The sequence below is a fragment of the Pseudomonas sp. NFACC43 genome, assembly GCF_900119645.1.
In the GTDB taxonomy this organism is placed as follows: domain Bacteria; phylum Pseudomonadota; class Gammaproteobacteria; order Pseudomonadales; family Pseudomonadaceae; genus Aquipseudomonas.
On the sequence record NZ_FPKK01000005.1, the window covers coordinates 77,258 to 93,679 of the forward strand.

Below are 16,422 nucleotides of genomic sequence, written 5' to 3' on the forward strand. Positions count from 1 at the left end.
TATCGACATGCAACGAACCCAGGATCCTCGCGAAAATGATCGGGTATTGAAACCGTTCAACCGTTGCAAGGGGTTGCGGGTCCGTGTCCATCGTCACACCAGCAAGGTCAGCCAGGTCGACGCCAGCAACAACAGCGCCATGACCCGGTTGAACCGTCCCATCGCCACAGCGGAGCGGCAGAATCTCGCGGCCCCGCGGCCCAGGAATGCCCAGACGGTCATGCATGGGACCGAGATCGCGAAGAACGCCAGGGACAACCACAGCACCCGGGTCGTGCGATCGATCTCGGCGCCAGCGAACACGCTGACCACCGCCAGGGCCATCATCCAGGTCTTCGGGTTGACCAACTGCAAGGCAGCCGCCCCGGCCAGGCCAAGCCGAGGCCCTTCCACCGGGCGGTCGGGGTCGATGGCCTGGGCCGGCGCGCTGAAAATCTGCCAGGCCATCCAGCTCAACCAGGCGATGCCGGCCCAGGACAGCAGTGCCTGGAGGGTGGCATGGCGCGCCAGCACGTCCCCCAGGCCGGTGCCCACCAGCAGCACCAGCAGCGCCGCTGCGGCGCAGGCACCCAGGATGATGGGCGCGGTGTTGGAAAGGCCGAAGCGCGAGCTATGGCTCAACACCAGGATATTGGTGGGGCCCGGGGTGATGGAGGCAACGAAGGCGAACAGGGCAAACGGCAGCAACTGGTCCATGGGACAACGTCTCGGTGAATGATCGTGAGTCGATCATCCCCAAGGGCGCGATGTTCAGTCTGGAACGTTTGAGCAGCGCTTGCGGTAGTCCGCCGGGCTCATGCGATAGGCCCGCTGGAACCAGCGGCCCAGGTGGCTCTGGTCGGCAAACCCCAGCGACGCCGCCACCGCCACGGCACTGTCGCCACGGGCCAGCAGGCGCCGGGCACGGGCCAGCCGCAGTTGAATCAGATAGGCGTGCGGCGCCAGGCCGAATGCCGCCTTGAAGGCACGGGTCAGGCGAAAACGATCCACACCAGTGACCCGCGCCAGGTCATCCAGGCCGATGTCTTCACTCAAGTGGGCGTGCAGGTAGTCGCGGGCCTGCTGCGCCACCAGCGGCAACCGTGGATCGGGGTTGATCCGTGCCCGCCAATGCAGATGTCCGGTGAGTTCGGCCAGCAGGGTGTCGAGGGCAGTCTGGCGAACGATGCGGATTTCCTGCTGGTGCAGGCTCTGGAAGGCCATGGCGGTGGCATGGGCCAGTCGGGTGTCCTCGGCCAGCGTGGTGGCGAACCCCAGCTGCGCGTTGTCTGGCGCCACGTCGAACAACGAACGCAATTCACGCTCCAGCCAATGGGGCTCCAGGTACAGGGTGCGATAGGTGAAACCGTCGATGTGGGGTGCATTGCCGTCGTGCAGCTCCCCCGGTTCGAGGAGGAACACCTTGCCCGGCGTGCTGTTGTGCTGCTGGCGACGACAATGAAACTGCTGCACGCCCTGCTCGGTCACCCCCACCAGGTAGGTGTCATGCCAGTGGGGATCGTAGGCATGCCCCTCGAAATGCGCGCGCACGGTCTCGATACCGGACGTGACGTCCTGCTTGAGATCGATCCAGTTGCGCGAGGTCATGGGCTGGCCCTGTCGTGTGTATTGGCCCGGAACAGGTTAAACGCCACGGGCGACGGCGTCTGGAAGATTTGTGCAGCGATCAGGCATCCGGGGCAAGCGCCGGCAGCACCGTTTCCACCGCCAGGCGCGCCAGCTCGGCGTCCTGCTCGGCCTTGACCCCGGACACGCCAATGGCCCCGATGCACTGTCCGTCATGGCGGATGGTCACCCCGCCTTCGAGCATCCCCTGCAGGTGCGGTGCGCTGAGAAAAGCCTGGCGACCGCCATTGATCATGTCTTCGTAGAACTTGCTGTCACGTCGGCCCATGGCGGCGGTGCGGGCTTTTTCGGTGGCGATGTAGGCCGACAACGCCGAAGCCTCGTCCAGGCGCAACAGCCCCAGGGGGTGGCCGCCGTCATCCACTACGCAAACCGACACTGCCCACTGGCGCTGGTGAGCCAGCTCCTTGGCGGCAACCAGCAACTGCGCAACGTCTTGCTCGGTCAGAACAGCTTTGATCTTCATGAAACACTCCGATGGCAACGCAAGGGTCCGCATCGAAGTATGTCCTGTGAGGACATTGGAGCCAACCCATTGCCGCCCATAGGTTCGATTCAGGATCCCTCCCCGCTAATGGATCCATTGATCAGAAAGTTATCGCAACTCAGTCAATAATCATTTGACAGAAAAACTAGTTAAGAGAGTTAATGGATCCACAGAACAACAAAATCAGCCTGGAGATCCATCATGTACCCTAAGAATGCCTGGTACGTTGCGTGCACCCCCGATGAAATCGCCGACAAACCACTGGGTCGTCAGATCTGTGGCGAGAAAATGGTTTTTTACCGAGGACAGGCAGGCAAGGTCGCCGCCGTCGAAGACTTCTGCCCACACCGCGGCGCCCCGCTCTCCCTGGGCTACGTGGAGAATGGCAACCTGGTGTGCGGCTACCACGGGCTGATGATGGGAGGCGATGGCAAGACCGTCGAGATGCCCGGCCAGCGAGTACGCGGCTTCCCCTGCAACAAGACTTTCGCAGTGCAGGAGCGCTACGGGTTCATCTGGGTCTGGCCCGGTGACCAGGCGCTGGCCGACCCGGCATCGATACACCCACTGGAATGGGCGCAGAACGCTGAATGGGCCTATGGCGGCGGCCTGTTCCACATCCAGTGCGACTATCGCCTGATGATCGACAACCTCATGGACCTGACCCACGAAACCTACGTGCACGCATCCAGCATCGGTCAGAAGGAGATCGACGAAGCGCACCCGGTCACCACGGTCGAGGGCGACGAGGTCATCACCGCCCGGCATATGGAGAACATCATGGCCCCGCCGTTCTGGCGCATGGCCCTGCGCGGCAACAACCTGGCCGACGACGTGCCGGTGGACCGCTGGCAGATCTGCCGCTTCACGCCCCCCAGCCACGTCATGATCGAAGTCGGCGTCGCCCATGCCGGTCACGGCGGTTACCACGCGGCGCCCCAGTTCAAGGCGTCCAGCATCGTCGTGGATTTCATCACACCGGAAACCGAGACCTCCATCTGGTATTTCTGGGGCATGGCCCGGCATTTCCAGCCGCAGGACGAGGCGCTGACGGCGAGCATTCGCGAAGGCCAGGGCAAGATCTTCAGCGAAGACCTGGAAATGCTCGAACGCCAGCAACGCAACCTGCTGGACCACCCGCAACGCAACCTGCTCAAGCTCAATATCGACGCTGGCGGCGTACAGTCGCGCCGGGTGTTGGAGCGCTGGATTGCCCGAGAGCGTGAGGCCCGGGCCGGACTGATCGCCAGCACTGCCCAACCCCAGCTCGCGGAGGGCCGGTCATGATCGAAGTCCTGGTCGCCGCACGGCGCGAAGAAGCCCTGGACATCTGCAGCTATGAGCTCAGGCGTGTCGATGGCCAGCCACTGCCGGCGTTCACTGCCGGTGCCCATATCGATGTGCACTTGCCCGACGGCCTCGTTCGCCAATACTCGCTGTGCAATCATCCCGAGGAGCGGCACCGCTACCTCATCGGCGTGCTCAAGGACCCGGCGTCACGCGGCGGCTCCCGCGGCCTGCACGAGCAGGTTCAGCCGGGTACGCGGTTGACCATCAGCGAACCACGCAACCTGTTCCCCCTCGCGAGCCAAGCCCGCCGTCATCTGCTGTTTGCCGGCGGCATCGGCATTACACCGATCCTGTGCATGGCCGAACACCTTGCCCAGGACGGTGCGGACTTCCAACTGCACTATTGCGCCCGGTCCCTGGATCGGGCGGCCTTTGTCGAGCGTCTGCGGCAATCGGCGTATGCCGATCGGGTGTTCCTGCACTTCGACGAAGCGCCCGAAACGGCGCTGCAGGCCGCCCAGGTGCTGGCGATGCCCGACGATGATCTGCACCTTTATGTGTGTGGCCCCGGCGGCTTCATGCAACATGTGCTGGACACGGCAAAAGCCCAGGGTTGGCAGGAACCCTGCCTGCACCGAGAATACTTTGCCGCGACGCCTGTCGACACCGGCGATGACGGCAGCTTTTCGGTGAAGCTGGTCAGCAGCGGTCAGGTGTTCGACATTCCGGCGGACCGCAGTGTGGTTCAAGTGCTGGAAAGCCATGGCATCGAGATTCCGATCTCCTGCGAACAGGGCGTCTGCGGCACCTGCCTGACCCGTGTGCTGGAAGGCGTGCCGGAACACCGGGACATGTTCCTGACCGAGGCGGAGCAAGCCTGCAACGATCAGTTCACCCCCTGCTGCTCCCGCTCGAAGACTTCCTTGCTGGTGCTGGATCTCTGACCTGCCGGACAACCCCGCGCCCCTGTGGAAGCGAGCCTGCTCGCAATGGCGTCCCATCAGTCGACGAGGCGGCTGGATGCGCCGCCTCGGTCGGCTTGTCGCCCGGTGCAAGACCCCAGGGGCTGCTTTATTCAGGACGCAGTATCACCGTCATCCGCTCATCCGCCGAGGACGAGCCGAACACTTCGGCGTAACGCAAGGTGGCATTGGCATGTTCGCGCATGATGGCCTCGGCCCGGGCCCCCTGGCGATGAATCAAGGCGTCGAACACCGAATGGTGCTGCATGTGGGCATAGTTGAAGCGCCGATACTCGCCGGCCATGTTCTGTCGGTCTACCGCCAGGGCGGTGACTGACGCGAACGGTAAGTGGTCGTTGCGCGCCAGCGCATGGGCAATCGCCGGGTTGTGACTGCCTTCGACGATAACCCGGTGAAAGCGCATGTTGAGATCGTGATAGACCTCCAGGTCCTCCTCGGTCACATAGCCCTTGGCGAACAACGCATCGCCTTGGGCCAGGCATTGCTCCAGGGTGGCACGGTCCTCGTCACTCAACCCCCGCTCGGCCGTCTGCCGCGCGGCCAGGCCCTCCAGCACACCACGCACTTCCACGGCCCCGGCAATGTCCTGGGCGCTGACCGAGCGCACCTGGAAGCCCCGCCCGCCAAAACGCACCAGCAGCCCTTCCTGCTCCAGGGTCCGGAACGCCATGCGCACCGGCATTCGCGAGACACCGAACAGTTGCGCAGTAGGGATCTCCATCAACCGTTCACCGGCCGCCAACTCGCCAGAAGCGATCATCTTGCGCAACGCAATCAGCACCGTTTGGCCGGGCTTACTCATCCAGGGACTTCCAGGCAATCAGACAGCCGCCATAGTAGAAGGCCCGGGACAGTGTGTCACGGCGGGACTGAACTGGATCGGAAAAACACCTGGACCGAAGGCCCATTGAAGATCCCTCTACAGGAACATTGGAGATGTCCACCTTCGCGAGCCAGCCCGTTCCTCCAGGTACGGGCATAGCCTCATGCCCGCAGGATCGCAGGGTCCTCGCCGCGATACAGCGCCTCGACCTTCGCCGCTCGCCACTGCAATACCGCCCGCTGATTGAGCGACCCCTTGTCGGTGATCTCGCCGCGGTCGATGGAGGCCGGCTCATCGAGCAATGCGATCCATTCCACGCGGCTGGCGTTGCCGCTGGCCTGGCGATTCAAGCGCTGCAACCAGTCGGCGAACCATTGGCGCACCGGTGCGCTGGCAAGCACCTGGGCATCGCTGGCGGCCGAGCCCAGGCCCGACAGGCGCCGGCATTCGGGCAACCGCGGGAAGACCAGCGCCCCCAGGCACTCGCGATCCGGCGCGGTCACCACCAGGTCCTGGACGTAAGGCGTCCCTTCCAGGACCGCGCGGTTACGCAACGGCCCCACACTGACGAAGACCCCGGAAGACAGCTTGAAGTCCTCGGCGATGCGCCCATCGAACATCAGCCCCAACTGCGGGTTGCCGGGATCGGCCAGCTTGATGGCATCTCCCGAGCAATAGAAGCCGTCCTCGTCGAACACCTCGGCGGTCTGCTGCGGCGAGCGCCAGTAGCCCGGCATGATGTGCGGCCCGCGAAAACGCCCCTCGAACTTGCCGTCCACCGGTACCAGCCGTACCTCGCAACCCGGTGCCGGCAGGCCGATGTAGCCGGCCACGGACAGCGGCCCGGTGGTGAAGGTGCAGGACGGCGACGCCTCGGTCATGCCCAGCCCCGCCATCATGCGGATCCGTTCGCCGCAATGCTGCTCGGCCACCTTGTCGAGCCGGTCCCAGGTGCTTTGGGACAATCCCGCCGCTGCAAAGAAGAACAGGCTGATGCGGTCGAAGAAACGCTCACGCAAATCGCCGTCCTGCTCCAGGGCGCTGACCAGCTCTTCCCAGCCCTTGGGCACGGTCAGGTAGGCGGTCGGGGAGATTTCCTTGAGATTGCGCAAGGTCTCGGCGAAGCCCTGGGCGGTGGGCTTGCCGTCGTCCAGGTAAAACGTACCGCCGTTGTACAGCACGATGCCGACGTTGTGACTGCCGCCGAAGGTATGGTTCCAGGGCAACCAATCCACCAGCACCGGCGGCTCCTCGCCGAACACCGGGAACGTCTGCAACAGCATCTGCTGATTGGCGCAGAGCATGCGCTGAGTGGTGATCACTGCCTTGGGCAGCTTGGTCGAACCGGAGGTGAAGAGAAACTTGGCAATGCTGTCGGGCCCGGTGGCGGCAAAGGCGCGCTCGGCCTCGACACCACCGGGTTGCGCCAGCAGGCTGGCGAAACGAGTCCGGGCGCGCCCGGGGATTTCTCCACGCGCGGTAATCAAGGGAACGCCGGCGGGTAACACTGCATTGATCGCGCGTTCGAAAGGCGCCGCGTCGCTGACGTACACCAGGCCCGGCTGCAACAGGTCGCAGACGTGCCGCAGCTTGGCGAAATCCTGGGACAGCAATGAATAAGCCGGTGACACCGGGCAATAGGGAATACCGGCATACATGGCCCCGAGGGCCATCTGCAGATGCTCGATGTCGTTGCCCGATAGCAACACCAACGGTCTCTCGGCGGACAAGCCGTAGCCCAACAGGCCTTGGGCGATGGCCCTGACGCTGTCGAGCATCTCGGCATAGCTGACTCGACGCCAGTCACCACCGGCCACGCGGGCTGCGATGAACGTCTGTTGCGGGCGGGCCTGGGCCCAATGCACCAGGCGGTCGAGCAGGCGCGCCGGCAAGGGCTCCAGGGCCTCCAGGGAGCGCATGTGCAAGATGCCCTGCGCCTCGCTGACCTCGACGGCGGGATGACCGATCGACACCTGGCGATAACGCCCGGCGTCGGGTCGGGAGGACGATCTGGACTCGGAACTCACGTGCATTTCCTCCACCAAGGCACGCTCGGGTCGCGCTGAGCGAGCGGAGCGTGGCAGCGTCTGGCTGCGGCCTTGTCATTATTATTGGCCTGCGTCGCGGCGGTGGTCTTCAAGCCTGCCCGCCGGCGACGCAACGGATTTCAGATCGGGTAATGCCGAGGTCCGTTCTGCAGCGTCACCCAGCGCAACTGGGTGAAGTGCTCTATGGAGGCCTTGGCACCAAAGCTGCCGTAGCCGCTGGACTTGACCCCACCGAAAGGCATCTGCGCCTCGTCGTGCACAGTCGGGCCGTTGATATGGCAGATGCCGGACTCGATGCGTTGTGCCAGGGCCAGCGCACGGCTGGTGTCGCGGCTGAAGATCGCCGCCGACAGGCCGAACTCGGAGTCATTGGCCAGGCGCAGCAATGCTTCATCGCCCTCGCCGCGCAATACCACCGCCACCGGACCGAAGGACTCTTCACGGTACAGGCGCATGTCGGCGGTGACGTCATCGAGCAGGGTCGGTTGCAGGATGCAGCCGTCCAATTGCCCGCCCGCCAGCAGCCTCGCGCCTTTGGCCAGGGCATCGTCGATCAGGCCCTTGATGCGCTGGCCGGCACTGGCGTCCACCAGGGAACCCAGCACCGAGCCGTCGGCCGCGGGATCGCCGGCACGCAACGTAGCGATCTTGGTCGTCAATCGGCTGATGAAAGCCTCGGCCACGCTCGCATCGACGATCAGCCGCTCGGTGGACATGCAGATCTGGCCCTGGTTGAAATACGCACCAAAGGCTGCCGCTTCCACCGCGGCGTCCAGGTCGGCATCGTCCAGCACCAGGAACGGGGCCTTGCCTCCCAGTTCCAGCAACGCCGGCTTTAGATGACGTGCCGACAGCTCGCCGACGATACGCCCGACGTGGGTCGAGCCAGTGAAATTGACGCGACGTACCGCCGGGTTGGCAATCAGCCGCTCGACAATGGCCGGCGCATCGGCCGGTGCATTGCAGATGACGTTGACCACACCGTCCCCCAGGCCGGCGTCCTGCAGCACCTGGCCGATCAGCCGGTGCACCGCCGGGCTGACTTCCGAGGCCTTGAGCACCACGGTGTTGCCACAGGCCAGGGGCATGGCGATAGCGCGGGTGGCGAGGATCACCGGCGCGTTCCACGGTGCGATGCCCAGCACCACGCCACAGGGTTGACGCAAGGCCATGGCAAAACTGCCGGGCACGTCCGAGGGGATGACTTCGCCATTGATCTGCGTGGTCATGGAAGCGGCTTCGCGCAGCATATTGGCCGCCAGGTGCACATTGAAACCGTACCAGTTGGCCATGGCTCCGGTTTCGCCGGCAGCGGCGATGAACTCGGCGCTGCGGGCCTGCAACTGTTCGGCCGCGCGCAACAGTCGGGTGCGTCGCTCATTGGGCGACAACGCCGCCCAGCCCGGAAACGCAGCGTGCGCGGCAGCCACCGCGGCGTCGGCGTCTTCCAGGGTAGCGGCGGCCACGCGCGACACCACTTGGCCGGTAACCGGGTTGCAACGTTCGAAAGTCCGACCGTCACGGGCGGGGCACGACTGGCCGCCGATCAGCAGGGGCACGTCCAGCATGGTGATTCCTCTTTATTGTCTTTATCGGGAATACGTTCACAGTAGCGTCGAGGGCCCTCGGCGAACAGCCGCCGGGCCCTGCTCGTTCAGCGCTTGTAAGCCTGCAGGCCCGGCTTGATGCTCTTGTCGTCCAGGAACTGCTTCATGCCCTGCTCCCGGCCGCCCTCCTTGTCCAGCAGGCGCGACTGGTCGAGCTTGGCGTACAGGTAGTCTTCGTTCTGCTCCCAGGTCAGCTCGCGGCAGCGCTTGAAGCCATGCTTGGCCGCTCGCAGCACCACCGGGTTTTTCTCCAGCAGGTTGCGCGCCAGCTCCACGGTGACTTCCCGCAGTTGCGCCAGGGGCACGCTTTCGTTGACCAGGCCCATTTCGGCGGCTTTCTGCCCGCCGAAAGTCTTGCCGGTCATGATGTAGTACAGCGATTGGCGATGCCCGACGGTATCGGCCATGGCCTTGCTGACCAGGTTGCCAGGCGGGATGCCCCAGTTGATTTCCGAAAGGCCGAAGGTAGCTTCATCGGCGCAGATCGCCAGGTCGCAGGCCACCAACGGGCTGAAACCGCCGCCAAAGCACCAGCCATTGACCATGGCGATGGTGGGCTTGGCGTACATGCGCAGCAGCTTCCACTGCCATTGGGACGCCTCGCGGCGGATTTTTTCCTGGAGGATCTCCGGACCGGCATCCACTTCGCGGAAGTATTCCTTGAGGTCCATGCCCGCGGTCCAGGAGTCCCCGGCGCCGGTCAGTACCAGTACACCGGCGGCCGGGTCCTGCTCCAGGGTTTCCAGCACGTCGACCATCTCGCGGTTGAGGGTCGGGCTCATGGCGTTGCGTTTTTCCGGGCGATTGAGAGTGACCCAGGCGATGCCCTCCTCGATCTCGACCTTGACGGTTGTCCAGCGACCTTCGTAGTTGCTCATGACACGTGCTCTCTTGTTCTGGGCTGAAGATGAGCTGAAACTAAACCGCAAATTTAGTTATGTCAATTAACTATTAATCAATTTATCAGTGTGCCGTTCTCAGGATCGCTGCAGGCCGGATCAACAAATCTGTAATCCACCGTAGCCAGGGCCGCCTAACCCCGGCAAACTGGATAGCCTTGTTAATCACTCACCTTGAGGATGCTCTTTTCAATGGCCAAGTCTGCAAAACTTGCCGAAGCCGCCGAGGCCGTGACCGATGTCGCTGCCGTGCAGGCGCCGCTGGACTCCGCGCTGGACGAGCTGATCGGTTACGCCCTGCGCCGCGCTCAGTTGAAACTGTTCCAGAACCTGATCGGCCGGCTCGCCGTTCACGATCTGCGGCCTGCCCAGTTCTCGGCGCTGGCGATCATCGATCAGAATCCGGGCCTGATGCAGGCCGACCTGGCCCGGGCCCTGGCCATCGAACCACCACAGGTGGTGCCGCTGCTGAACAAGCTGGAAAGCCGGGCGCTGGCCGTGCGGGTACGCTGCAAGCCGGACAAGCGCTCCTATGGGATCTTCCTGAGCAAGACCGGCGAAACCCTGCTCAAGGAACTCAAGCAGATCGCCGCCCAGAGCGACCTGGACTCCACGGCGGCCCTCTCGGGCACGGAGCGCGAAGAACTGCTGCGGTTGCTGAAGAAGGTCTACCAGTCATGAAGAACGCACTGTGGCGAGAGGCTGAACGGTCTCGCCACAGTGGCCTGGAGCCCTACCAGATCGGCACGCTGTAGGTCACCAGAAAGCGGATCTGGTTCTCGTCGCGAAACGCCGCAGCCGCGGGAAAATCATTGCGATAGATGGACTTGCGCGCCAGCAGCCCGACGTTTTTCAGCGGGCCACTCTGGATCACATAACCCAACTCCATCTGCAATTCCCGCTCCTTGCGATCCTCGGCATTGTAGGCGGCCAGCTCGATGTGATCGCCGCGCACGTAGCGCAATCGGGTCCGAAGGCCCGGCACGCCTACTGCGGCAAAATCATAATCATGGATCGCTTGCCAGGTGCGTTCACGGGCGTTGAGGAAATCCGAGCTCATGGTCATTTCACTCAGGCCCATCAACTCGGTGCCGGACACATAAGGCGTGGCGGTATCACCACTGGCATGCATATAACCCAGGCTGACGCTGTGCCCGCCCCAGCGGTAGCCGAACAGAGCCGAGACGTTGCGGTTATCCACCTTCCCGGCCTTGGCGGCGCCGTCTTCGCCACTGAAGAAGCTGCGCAGGTCGGTGGTCAGTACGCCGTCGCCAAGGGGCAGCTTATGCAATAGCGCCAGGGTCTCCTGCCGGTACAGGTCCGCCACTTCGGCGTGATAGACCCGCAGGCTGAGCGCCTTGTCGACCTGGTAGTCCCCCCCGGCGTAAACCAGGTGCGAGGAAGTGGCCGCGCCATTGAAGCGCCGGTTGGGGGACGCGATGCTCATTGCCTGGTAGTCGGTGGAGTCGCGCCGGTTGATGCGATCGATATAGCCAGTATTGAGTGTCAAACCGTCGATGTCCTTGGAACTGAGCGTCGTTCCTCGGAAGGTCTGTGGCAGCAGCCGCGACGGGCTGGCGAACGCAAACGGCAGGAAGATCGACACATCGCCTGTCTTCACCGTGGTCTGGCCGAAACGCAGCTTGCCGGTCAGGGCCAGGCGCGAATACTCATCCGGTGCCCGCCTGTCGCCACTGGACACCGGCAACAGCTCGGTACCGCTGCGGTCCGGCGAGGAGTCCAGCTTGATGCCCATCAATCCCCGGGCATCCAGGCCGAACCCCACCGTGCCGGGGGTGAATCCCGACTCCACGTTCATGATCACCCCTTGGGCCCACTCCCTGGCGGCGGTCTTGGCGCCGTCATCCTTGTAGTCGCGATCCATGTAGTAATTGCGCAGTGTCAGGGTGCCATGGCTGTCGTCGATCAATCCTTGGGCTGACGCGGTGACCGAAGACAGGCTCAGCCCGAAACAGGCCAGCAGATGAGCGAAACGTGTGACAGGGGCCGCTACACAAGCGCCCCGGGCAAGATTGGGCATGTTCGACGTCCATTATTGTTGTTGTTTTGTTCGCACCCCTCCGGCTGGAAGGGATGCCGGACAAGAGAATGGAAACCCCTCGGCATTCTCGTCAATCCAGAATGACCGATAATCGAACATTAATATCGTTAACTTGTTTTGCCGTTTTAGTGCCTTTTTCCCTCAAGGCCATGATTTAACGGAAAAAATATCGATTTCCAGCCCGTTTCTTCAGGCCATTCATTTTTTAGTTAGCTTTGTTAATCTAAATCCCGCTGCCTCGCCGGCTCCATCACCGGCCCCCGACAAAAACAATAAGAGGACTTGTCATGAACCATCCGGCGCGTCGTGCAACGCTGACCATTGCCTTGTGTTTCATCGTTGCGTTGATCGAAGGTTTCGACCTGCAATCGGCCGGCACCGCTGCCGCCGGTCTGCGACAGACGTTTGCCCTGGACCCGAAAATGATGGGCTGGGTATTCAGCGCCGGCATCATCGGGCTGCTGCCAGGCGCCTTCTTCGGCGGCTGGATCGCCGATCGCATCGGCCGCAAGAAAATCCTGGTGGGTGCTGTGCTGCTGTTCGGGGTCTTTTCCCTCGGCACAGCCCATGTCGAAAGCGTATCCAGCCTGCTGCTGGTGCGCTTCATGACAGGCCTGGGCCTTGGCGCCGCCCTGCCCAACCTCATTGCCCTGTGTGCCGAGGCGGTGGGCGAACAGCGACGCGGCACCGCCATCAGCGTGATGTACGCAGGCGTTCCGCTGGGAGGAGCGCTGGCGGCGGTGGTCGCCATGCTGTCGGGCGAACATTGGCAGATGACGTTTTTCATCGGCGGCCTGGCGCCGCTGCTGGTGGTGCCATTGATGCTGCTGTGGCTGCCGGAATCCAGTGCCTTTCGCCAGGCACGGGCTGCTGGCCCGCAAACTCGCGGCTCCACTGGCCAGGCGCTGTTCGGTGAGGGTCGCAGCCGGACCACCCTGTCCCTCTGGATGAGTTACTTCTTCACCCTGACGGTGATGTACATGTTGCTCAACTGGCTGCCTTCGTTGCTGCTGGAACAAGGTTTCAGCAAGCCCCAGGCCGGCCTGGTGCAGATGCTGTTCAACATTGGCGGTACCCTCGGGTCGTTGCTCGGTGGTTGGTTGCTGGACCGCTGCAACGGCATCAAGGTGGTGCTGTTCGTCTATGCCGGCTTGTTGAGCGCACTGGCCGGAGTGGGTTTTTCAGTCGGCATCGTGCCGATGACCATCGCCGGATTCGCCGCCGGACTGTTCGTGATGGCGGCGCAACTAGTGCTCTATGCGTTGGCGCCGCCCTCCTACCCCACCGCCGTGCGGGCGACAGGCGTCGGGGCGGCGGTGGCCATCGGGCGCCTGGGCTCGGTGGCAGGCCCCTTGGCCGCCGGGCAGATCCTGGCGGCCGGCGCAGGAACGACCGGCGTCCTGTTGGCGACGTCCCCCGGATTGGTGATCGCCGCCCTGGCGGCCATCGGTGTGATGACCCGCGCGGTGTCGGCAGGTGAGGTGCAAGCCGCGCGCTGACAAGGAGGCAGGACGAGGGCCGATGGAGTCAATCCGTGGTGCTGGCCGCCAGCACGCTCAGCGTGCGGCGCCGGGGATTCCAGATACTGAGGCACCACACGCCCCACCACTCCAGCCCATCTTCGAAGTAATTGCTCCAGGGATCACGTGCCGGATCGGGCTCGTCGCTGGCCAGCCAGTCGAGGTTGAAGTTGTCGACCCAGGTCAGCACCTCGGCCCCCTCCTCGAGCCCGAGCACATCGAGCCAGTCCTTGAACAGCGCCTGTGGGCTGTCGTCGACGAAGCGAGTGCCGTAGGGCGGCTCGCAAAATGCTTCGTACAAGGCAAAAGGCGGCGGGTCGTGCGCCGCCTTGTCGGCATGCAGGAGTTGCTCGATCTCTTGCCGGTCCAGGGGCCTGGGCCTGGCCTTGTCCAGATCCCAGCGCATATCGGGAGGCGTGGCGCCGGCAAACCGAGGATCAAGGATCAACTGGCGATGGCGCTCCAGCCACTGGTTCATGATGGACCGGAACAGCAGGTCCACCGCCTCGCGGTGGAGCGCTGGGGTGACCGCCTCACCCGGTTCGGGAGCGAGCACCAGGAAATCGAAGGCGCAGCCGGCCTTTTCCATCCGCTGGCGCAAGGCGGCGCTGGCTTGCCTTTCAACCACATTCAACATGACGGGCTTCCTCAACCTTTGACACACACCACCTGACGCAAGGTGTGCACGACCTCGACCAGCTCACGCTGGGCGTGCATGACCTGATCGATATCCTTGTACGCCATGGGGATCTCATCGATCACCGCCTCATCCTTGCGGCACTCCACATGAGCGGTGGCGCGAACCTGGTCTTCGACGCTGAAGCGTTTTTTCGCCTGGGTGCGGCTCATGACCCGGCCCGCGCCATGGCTGCAGGAGCAGAACGATTGCTCGTTGCCCAGCCCCCGGACGATAAAGCTCTTGGCCCCCATCGAACCTGGAATGATCCCCAGCTCGCCCTTGTGCGCCGACACCGCGCCCTTGCGAGTGACCAGGACGTCGCGCCCGAAATGGCGTTCCTTCTGCACGTAATTGTGATGACAATTGACCGCTTCGAGCGCCACCTCGAACGGCTTGGTGATGACCTGGCGGGTGGCGCGTATCACCGCGTCCATCATCAGCGCGCGATTCTGCCGGGCGAAATCCTGGGCCCAGCCCACCGCTTGCACATAATCGTCGAAATGCCGACTGCCCTCCTCGAAATAGGCCAGGTCGCGGTCCGGCAGGTTGGCGAGGTGTTGGCGCATGTCGGCCTGGGCCAATTGGATGAACAAGCTACCGATGGCGTTGCCCACGCCGCGCGAGCCGCTGTGCAGCATGAACCAGACCCGGTTGGCTTCGTCCAGGCATACCTCGATGAAATGATTGCCACTGCCCAGGGTGCCAAGGTGCTGGCGATTGTTGCTCCGGGCCAGCTTCGGGTACTTGTCGGTAATCGCCTTGAACCGCTCGGCCAGCGCGCCCCAGGCCTGGTCGGCCTGTGGGGGAACGCTGTTCCAGGCGCCTTTGTCCCGCCCGCCGTGACTGACCGTACGCCCGTGGGGCACGGCTTTCTCGATGGCGCTGCGCAGGCCATGGAGGTTGTCCGGCAGATCGGTCGCGGTCAGCGAGGTACGGGCGGCGATCATGCCGCAACCGATGTCTACCCCGACCGCGGCAGGAATGATCGCACCCACGGTGGGAATCACGCTGCCTATGGTGGAGCCCTTGCCCAGGTGCACGTCGGGCATCACCGCCAGGTGCTTGAAGATGAAGGGCATCTTCGCCGTGTTTATCAGTTGCTGGCGGGCCTCGGCTTGAACCGGCACGCCCTGGGTCCAGAGCTTGACGGGCTTGCCATTGGCGACTTCCAGCAGTTCGTAGGTTCTTTCTTCCATGGTCCGGCTTCTGTTCGATGGGCGAGCCGCTTTCATGGGCGGCTCACGACTTTGACAGCCAGCATGAACGCAGATTCAGGGGGATTTGTCGAAGGTCGGCGTCCCAGGGCGCTTTCAACAGCCGCCGCTGCAGTCGAATCCTTTATGATTGGCCGGCTAAAAACCACGGAAATGGACTTATTTGGCACAAAATCGATCCCATACGATGAGGAGTGTCCCAAGCGGTGCCGGACGGTATCGTGCCAGGGACTTCAACAGAGCGTGAAACCGTTGCCCCAGCGGGGCAAAAATTGCGCATCATAGGCGCCGTCCGCTCAAGGGAGATTTACATGCGTGCCATTTCATCCGCCATGCGTCTTGTGGTGCTGTCGCTGGGCCTGGCCTTCGCCGCCGGTGCCGCTGCCACCGAAGAGACGCAACTGGTCGAGTCCATCAATCTCTACCGCAGCCAATCCCAGAGCTGCGCCGGCCAGGCCTCGCTGGAGTTGCCGCCGCTGGCGATGGATTCGCGACTGATCCTGTCGGCCAATGGCATTGGCGATCTGCAGCAAGCACTGGCGCGGGCGGCCTATCCGATGGTCAACGTGCAGGCCATCAGCCTGTCGGGCCCGCGGGATGCCCAAGCGGCGATGAAAGCCGTGCAGGAGAGTTTCTGCCAGGTAGTGCTCGACCCGCAGTTCGTCGACATCGGGGTCAGCCGCATGGACCGCGAATGGCGAATCGTACTGGCGCGCCCGCTGCTGTCGGCGCGCCTGGGCGACTGGCAGGCCGAAGGCCAGAAACTGCTGAAGCTGATCAACAGTGCCCGCGCACAGCCGCGCCGCTGTGGCACGCAAGCCTTCTCGGCCACCACACCGCTGTCGTGGAACGCCACCCTGGCCCTCGCTGGCGTGAGCCACGCCCGAGCTATGGCCAACAATAACTTCTTCGACCACAAGGACCGAGACGGCCGCATGCCCGGCGACCGCGCCGAACTGGCCGGCTATCTCGGCCAGCTGATCGGCGAGAACATTGCTGCCGGACAGGACACCGCCCTCAAGGTGGTGGACGGCTGGCTGGCGAGCCCAGGACACTGCGCCAACCTGATGAACCCGCAATACCGCGAGCTGGGCGCCGGGTACGCCACCGATCCGAAAAGTGATGCGGGAATCTACTGGACGGCCATGTTTGGCACGCAGTAGGGATTGGCCCGGGCGCCGTTA

General features: G+C 63.6%; 15 protein-coding genes. 5 read left to right on the top strand and 10 right to left on the bottom strand.

Annotated features, from left to right (window positions below; genetic code table 11):
* Positions 1-93: 93 nt before the first annotated feature.
* The 3 genes from BT179_RS10780 to BT179_RS10790 form a co-directional block, all read right to left on the bottom strand.
* Positions 94-696: a LysE family translocator gene (locus BT179_RS10780; RefSeq protein WP_072431016.1), complete on the bottom strand. Its 603-nt coding sequence runs from the start codon at positions 694-696 to the stop codon at positions 94-96.
* A 54-nt stretch (positions 697-750) separates the two neighbouring features.
* Complete coding sequence (locus BT179_RS10785; RefSeq protein WP_072391532.1) at positions 751-1,587, bottom strand: AraC family transcriptional regulator; 837 nt, start codon at positions 1,585-1,587, stop codon at positions 751-753.
* Positions 1,588-1,666: 79 nt separating this feature from the next.
* Complete coding sequence (locus BT179_RS10790; protein ID WP_072391529.1) at positions 1,667-2,092, bottom strand: GlcG/HbpS family heme-binding protein; 426 nt, start codon at positions 2,090-2,092, stop codon at positions 1,667-1,669.
* Positions 2,093-2,314: 222 nt separating this feature from the next.
* Between BT179_RS10790 and BT179_RS10795 the strand changes: the two genes are divergently transcribed.
* Both BT179_RS10795 and BT179_RS10800 read left to right on the top strand, forming a co-directional pair.
* Positions 2,315-3,400, top strand: a complete 1,086-nt coding sequence (locus BT179_RS10795; RefSeq protein WP_072431017.1) for an aromatic ring-hydroxylating dioxygenase subunit alpha — start codon at positions 2,315-2,317, stop codon at positions 3,398-3,400.
* Positions 3,397-4,347, top strand: coding sequence for a PDR/VanB family oxidoreductase (locus BT179_RS10800; RefSeq protein ID WP_072431018.1), 951 nt, complete (start codon positions 3,397-3,399; stop codon positions 4,345-4,347). Before BT179_RS10795 ends, BT179_RS10800 begins: the two co-directional genes overlap by 4 nt.
* A gap of 127 nt (positions 4,348-4,474) precedes the next feature.
* Here BT179_RS10800 and BT179_RS10805 read toward each other — a convergent pair whose 3' ends face one another.
* The 4 genes from BT179_RS10805 to BT179_RS10820 form a co-directional block, all read right to left on the bottom strand.
* Positions 4,475-5,188, bottom strand: a complete 714-nt coding sequence (locus tag BT179_RS10805) for a GntR family transcriptional regulator (RefSeq protein WP_072431019.1) — start codon at positions 5,186-5,188, stop codon at positions 4,475-4,477.
* A gap of 182 nt (positions 5,189-5,370) precedes the next feature.
* Entirely contained in the window at positions 5,371-7,236 is a 1,866-nt protein-coding gene (locus tag BT179_RS10810) for a feruloyl-CoA synthase (protein ID WP_072431148.1), read from the bottom strand.
* A 140-nt stretch (positions 7,237-7,376) separates the two neighbouring features.
* Complete coding sequence (locus BT179_RS10815; RefSeq protein WP_072431020.1) at positions 7,377-8,825, bottom strand: aldehyde dehydrogenase; 1,449 nt, start codon at positions 8,823-8,825, stop codon at positions 7,377-7,379.
* 86 nt (positions 8,826-8,911) lie between these two features.
* The gene (locus BT179_RS10820) at positions 8,912-9,742 is read right to left on the bottom strand and encodes a p-hydroxycinnamoyl CoA hydratase/lyase (protein WP_072391514.1); all 831 of its coding nucleotides are present in this window, start codon (positions 9,740-9,742) and stop codon (positions 8,912-8,914) included.
* A gap of 213 nt (positions 9,743-9,955) precedes the next feature.
* Between BT179_RS10820 and BT179_RS10825 the strand changes: the two genes are divergently transcribed.
* Positions 9,956-10,444 (top strand): MarR family winged helix-turn-helix transcriptional regulator, encoded by a 489-nt coding sequence (locus tag BT179_RS10825; protein ID WP_072431021.1) that lies wholly within the window; start codon positions 9,956-9,958, stop codon positions 10,442-10,444.
* Positions 10,445-10,496: 52 nt separating this feature from the next.
* Here BT179_RS10825 and BT179_RS10830 read toward each other — a convergent pair whose 3' ends face one another.
* Positions 10,497-11,804, bottom strand: coding sequence for an OprD family porin (locus BT179_RS10830; RefSeq protein ID WP_072431022.1), 1,308 nt, complete (start codon positions 11,802-11,804; stop codon positions 10,497-10,499).
* A 308-nt stretch (positions 11,805-12,112) separates the two neighbouring features.
* Between BT179_RS10830 and mhpT the strand changes: the two genes are divergently transcribed.
* Positions 12,113-13,324, top strand: coding sequence for a 3-(3-hydroxy-phenyl)propionate transporter MhpT (gene mhpT / locus BT179_RS10835; RefSeq protein ID WP_072431023.1), 1,212 nt, complete (start codon positions 12,113-12,115; stop codon positions 13,322-13,324).
* A gap of 28 nt (positions 13,325-13,352) precedes the next feature.
* Here the strand turns inward: mhpT and BT179_RS10840 are convergent, their stop codons facing one another.
* Positions 13,353-13,982: a hypothetical protein gene (locus tag BT179_RS10840; protein WP_072431024.1), complete on the bottom strand. Its 630-nt coding sequence runs from the start codon at positions 13,980-13,982 to the stop codon at positions 13,353-13,355.
* An 11-nt stretch (positions 13,983-13,993) separates the two neighbouring features.
* Positions 13,994-15,220: an RtcB family protein gene (locus BT179_RS10845; RefSeq protein WP_072431025.1), complete on the bottom strand. Its 1,227-nt coding sequence runs from the start codon at positions 15,218-15,220 to the stop codon at positions 13,994-13,996.
* A 329-nt stretch (positions 15,221-15,549) separates the two neighbouring features.
* On the opposite strand from BT179_RS10845, the gene BT179_RS10850 reads away from it, so the two are divergent.
* Positions 15,550-16,401 (top strand): CAP domain-containing protein, encoded by an 852-nt coding sequence (locus BT179_RS10850; RefSeq protein ID WP_072391494.1) that lies wholly within the window; start codon positions 15,550-15,552, stop codon positions 16,399-16,401.
* The last annotated feature ends 21 nt before the right edge of the window (positions 16,402-16,422 follow it).

Bases quoted from the DNA above. Each gene is read 5' to 3' on its own strand.
- BT179_RS10780 (WP_072431016.1), bottom strand. From the start codon at position 696: ATGGACCAGTTGCTGCCGTTTGCCCTGTTCGCCTTCGTTGCCTCCATC.
- BT179_RS10785 (WP_072391532.1), bottom strand. From the start codon at position 1,587: ATGACCTCGCGCAACTGGATCGATCTCAAGCAGGACGTCACGTCCGGT.
- BT179_RS10790 (WP_072391529.1), bottom strand. From the start codon at position 2,092: ATGAAGATCAAAGCTGTTCTGACCGAGCAAGACGTTGCGCAGTTGCTG.
- BT179_RS10795 (WP_072431017.1), top strand. From the start codon at position 2,315: ATGTACCCTAAGAATGCCTGGTACGTTGCGTGCACCCCCGATGAAATC.
- BT179_RS10800 (WP_072431018.1), top strand. From the start codon at position 3,397: ATGATCGAAGTCCTGGTCGCCGCACGGCGCGAAGAAGCCCTGGACATC.
- BT179_RS10805 (WP_072431019.1), bottom strand. From the start codon at position 5,188: ATGAGTAAGCCCGGCCAAACGGTGCTGATTGCGTTGCGCAAGATGATC.
- BT179_RS10815 (WP_072431020.1), bottom strand. From the start codon at position 8,825: ATGCTGGACGTGCCCCTGCTGATCGGCGGCCAGTCGTGCCCCGCCCGT.
- BT179_RS10820 (WP_072391514.1), bottom strand. From the start codon at position 9,742: ATGAGCAACTACGAAGGTCGCTGGACAACCGTCAAGGTCGAGATCGAG.
- BT179_RS10825 (WP_072431021.1), top strand. From the start codon at position 9,956: ATGGCCAAGTCTGCAAAACTTGCCGAAGCCGCCGAGGCCGTGACCGAT.
- BT179_RS10830 (WP_072431022.1), bottom strand. From the start codon at position 11,804: ATGCCCAATCTTGCCCGGGGCGCTTGTGTAGCGGCCCCTGTCACACGT.
- mhpT (WP_072431023.1), top strand. From the start codon at position 12,113: ATGAACCATCCGGCGCGTCGTGCAACGCTGACCATTGCCTTGTGTTTC.
- BT179_RS10840 (WP_072431024.1), bottom strand. From the start codon at position 13,982: ATGTTGAATGTGGTTGAAAGGCAAGCCAGCGCCGCCTTGCGCCAGCGG.
- BT179_RS10845 (WP_072431025.1), bottom strand. From the start codon at position 15,220: ATGGAAGAAAGAACCTACGAACTGCTGGAAGTCGCCAATGGCAAGCCC.
- BT179_RS10850 (WP_072391494.1), top strand. From the start codon at position 15,550: ATGCGTGCCATTTCATCCGCCATGCGTCTTGTGGTGCTGTCGCTGGGC.